This window comes from Microseira sp. BLCC-F43, assembly GCF_041929235.1.
Lineage (GTDB): Bacteria > Cyanobacteriota > Cyanobacteriia > Cyanobacteriales > Aerosakkonemataceae > Microseira.
In genome coordinates this window covers 1-2,816 of the sequence record NZ_JBHFNP010000265.1, presented here as the reverse complement: position 1 = coordinate 2,816, position 2,816 = coordinate 1, and the positions used below count along the sequence as shown (strand labels likewise).

Sequence of the window (2,816 nt, the reverse complement as noted above, 5' to 3'; positions counted from 1 at the left end):
TACAAGATGATTTAGTTATCATCAGTTAAGGATTCAAGTGCGAACTCTACTCTTTTGGGTTACTTAACTGATGTCTAACATCCTCCTATTTCTAGGTTTCGTTAGAACGAATCGCACGAACAGTCCCAGCCCCACGCGCTTTATGTTGATAGCAGCATTAATGTCCCTATCAACCCAAAGCAATTCAAATTCATCCCAGTACTCGCGGATGTCGCAATCAGTGAAGATGAATTCGTCACGATACGCGAGCAATTGAGATGTGTATGCAGGTTTTACTGCTATTGTCCACACCCGGTGCTTTTCCAGCTATGTATTCTAGGATTTTGAAAAACTGTCCAAAAGCGGCATCATTCCAGGATTTGTTTAATCCGCTTTTGGCACTCTGACCATTGGGCAAATACTTACCATCTTCATCAAGCTTTGCTTTGTTTCGCTTCGACAAAGCTTTTAAGTTTAAATCTTCATGTACAAAAACTTTTTTATTTGTCCGAACTACGGCATGAGCAGTCTTAAAAGCGTGGTCTTTCCTCGCTCTAGCAATACGTTGATACAAAGCAGCTTCACGTTTAGCCAATTTTCGACGCGATCTACTGATCTTTTTCTTGGCTGATTTACGATTAGAAACTTTGGCTCGCCGTTTTTCCGACTTTCTGAAAGACTTTAAAGAAGGTAATTTGGTATTTTCCGAAGTTGCCAAATAATCGTCTTCATGCAACACTGCATCCAATCCCAGAGTGTTATCCCAAGTTGGAATTACTTCATCTGGCGTAAAAGCAGGTACGTTAGGGTCTTCTAGGCAAATTGTGATGTACCAACCATCTGCTTTCTTGGTTAAGAGTGCATTTTTAAGTACAAAACCATTAGGTAAAGGTCGATGTAAACGTACTTTTATCCAACCTTTGAGTTTTGAAATTGACAAGAATAACCAGTTTTTTTCAATTCGTTCAATCTTTATAGCTTGTCCTTCACTCCGCATATTGCGGTAACGTGCCGCATTTTTTAAACTTGGCTTCCCACTACGATTACCATTGCTGTCCCCCTTGATAAAGCGATAGAAAGCCAAATCCACTCGTTTAGAAACATCTTGCAATGTTTGAGATGGGACACAAGTAAAATCTAGTAATTCTCCAGAATTACCAACTATAAACAAGTCTTCTTTAAGAGTAGGAAGCTGTTTCTTTTGATAATATAAATCTGGATTATCTCGTAGTTGAGGCAACGGACAACTGATTATCGAACAATAATTAATACTGTTGCGGTTATTCTCCCACCAATCAAATCTGTCTCCTAGTTGCTTGTTGTACCAGTATTGGCAAATTCTCAACCAAGTATTCAGTTCTAGTTTTTGATTGGTATCTGGATCAGCTCGATACTGATAGTTAAGCAACAAAGGAACTCACCCCCTGACTCGCACTGTTATGATTTTAGACTACACTGATTGTATCAGAGTTCCTGGATTTGTGAAAAATGATTTTGTTTCAAAAGGGCGGTGTGACCATCTCAACTTTGAAGCAGTATATTGAATCGCAAGACAGTCCAGAAATTGGCAATTCCTCATCGACCCCACTCCCGCGTTGACCGTCGGTCAACATTGGTCGGAGGTCAATTCGTCATTGCCCCAAAATTCATCTCACACTCCCCTTCGGGTGAGATGTGAGGCTTCTTTTGGTTCTAGCTAAAGGTGGTAGGGGCAAGAAAGCACCTTACAAAACCGAAATGTACCGTATACCCAGCCCTATCAAAGAAACCGTGCAACAGCTTGCAGCAGCATTTAAAAGGGTTTGCGGCAATGAATCCTCACTCATTACTCCTTCCCAATTACTGAAACAGGTTCAATCTACCATTGCCAGAGCAGCATATCCTCAGAGGGACCTAGAAGCCCCTAAAAACTTGATATCAACTTCTGAGGCAACTATCACTGAGTCATGTCAAGAAGCGATGGAACGCTTAGAAGCTGTCAGGGAATTGATGATTAAGTGGAAAGGGAATGCCAAGGACACAAGGAACTGGGTAGAGGCTAACCGATTGTTAAGAGAATTGGAAAAAATATCGTCTCCCACAGAAAAATATTTTAGAGTAGCAAAACTGCTAGACCATTCTTAACCCAGTATTCGTGCTGTTGTCGTCACATTTCTATCAGTAATCAAGCGGGCAACGCGATTCGAACGCGCGACATTCACCTTGGCAAGGTGACGCTCTACCGCTGAGCTATGCCCGCACTTGCTTTACCTTATCTAGCATCTCAGAATCAAATTGATTTGTCAAGGGTTTTTGGATTTTAGATTTTGGATTTTAGATTTGGCTCGCTGAGGGATGAGGGGCGGGCACAGCATGGTACAAAGACTTTTTCACTTTTGACATCCTCCCCATGCCTGAAGGCAAGGGGATTCCAAGAATCACTTCTTGCTGGCTCTCCTCTTTCTGTGACTCGGCTTACTTAGAGGAGTTGCCCCACCCAAGCAGAGGTCGATGTCAAAAGAGGCGTTTAACGTTCCCGTGTGCCCCACGGTACGGAGTGCTAACTCAAGTATGTTGATAGCTGCATTCCAGTCTCGGTCTTGTATATGCCCACAATGAGGACATCTATGAGTTCTTTCAGTATAATGATTTACTGCCGCTTTCATCACTTCAATTGTAGTGGGCGAGAGCTTTTGAGCAGTTATCATCGCGCTCCCCAGTATAATGATTTACTGCCGTTTTCATTACCTCAATTGTAGTGGGCGAGAGCTTTTGAGCAGTTATCATCGCGCTCAATGGGGGGAATTGCATAATAAAATTTCCGCTCGTGCCCCGAACAGCGGTAACCATCGGGGTCG

General features: G+C 42.6%; 3 protein-coding genes and 1 tRNA gene. 1 reads left to right on the top strand and 3 read right to left on the bottom strand.

Translation table 11 applies throughout. The annotated features are described in order from the left end of the window. Positions 1-235 precede the first annotated feature (235 nt). Positions 236-1,390 (bottom strand): RNA-guided endonuclease InsQ/TnpB family protein, encoded by a 1,155-nt coding sequence (locus ACE1CM_RS34910; RefSeq protein ID WP_374883490.1) that lies wholly within the window; start codon positions 1,388-1,390, stop codon positions 236-238. Between the two features lie 275 nt (positions 1,391-1,665). Here ACE1CM_RS34910 and ACE1CM_RS34905 point away from each other — a divergent pair, with 275 nt between their 5' ends. Next, positions 1,666-2,103 carry a hypothetical protein gene (locus ACE1CM_RS34905; protein WP_374883489.1) on the top strand — a complete coding sequence of 146 codons (438 nt, stop codon included), beginning with the start codon at positions 1,666-1,668 and terminating at the stop codon, positions 2,101-2,103. 43 nt (positions 2,104-2,146) lie between these two features. On the opposite strand, the gene ACE1CM_RS34900 is transcribed toward ACE1CM_RS34905, so the two are convergent. Beyond that, positions 2,147-2,218: transfer RNA gene (locus ACE1CM_RS34900), tRNA-Gly, on the bottom strand. Positions 2,219-2,396: 178 nt separating this feature from the next. Beyond that, positions 2,397-2,624: a zinc ribbon domain-containing protein gene (locus ACE1CM_RS34895; protein ID WP_374883488.1), complete on the bottom strand. Its 228-nt coding sequence runs from the start codon at positions 2,622-2,624 to the stop codon at positions 2,397-2,399. Between the last annotated feature and the right edge of the window lie 192 nt (positions 2,625-2,816).

Excerpts from the sequence above, each read along its gene's own strand:
- ACE1CM_RS34895 (WP_374883488.1), bottom strand. The coding sequence starts at position 2,624 with ATGAAAGCGGCAGTAAATCATTATACTGAAAGAACTCATAGATGTCCT.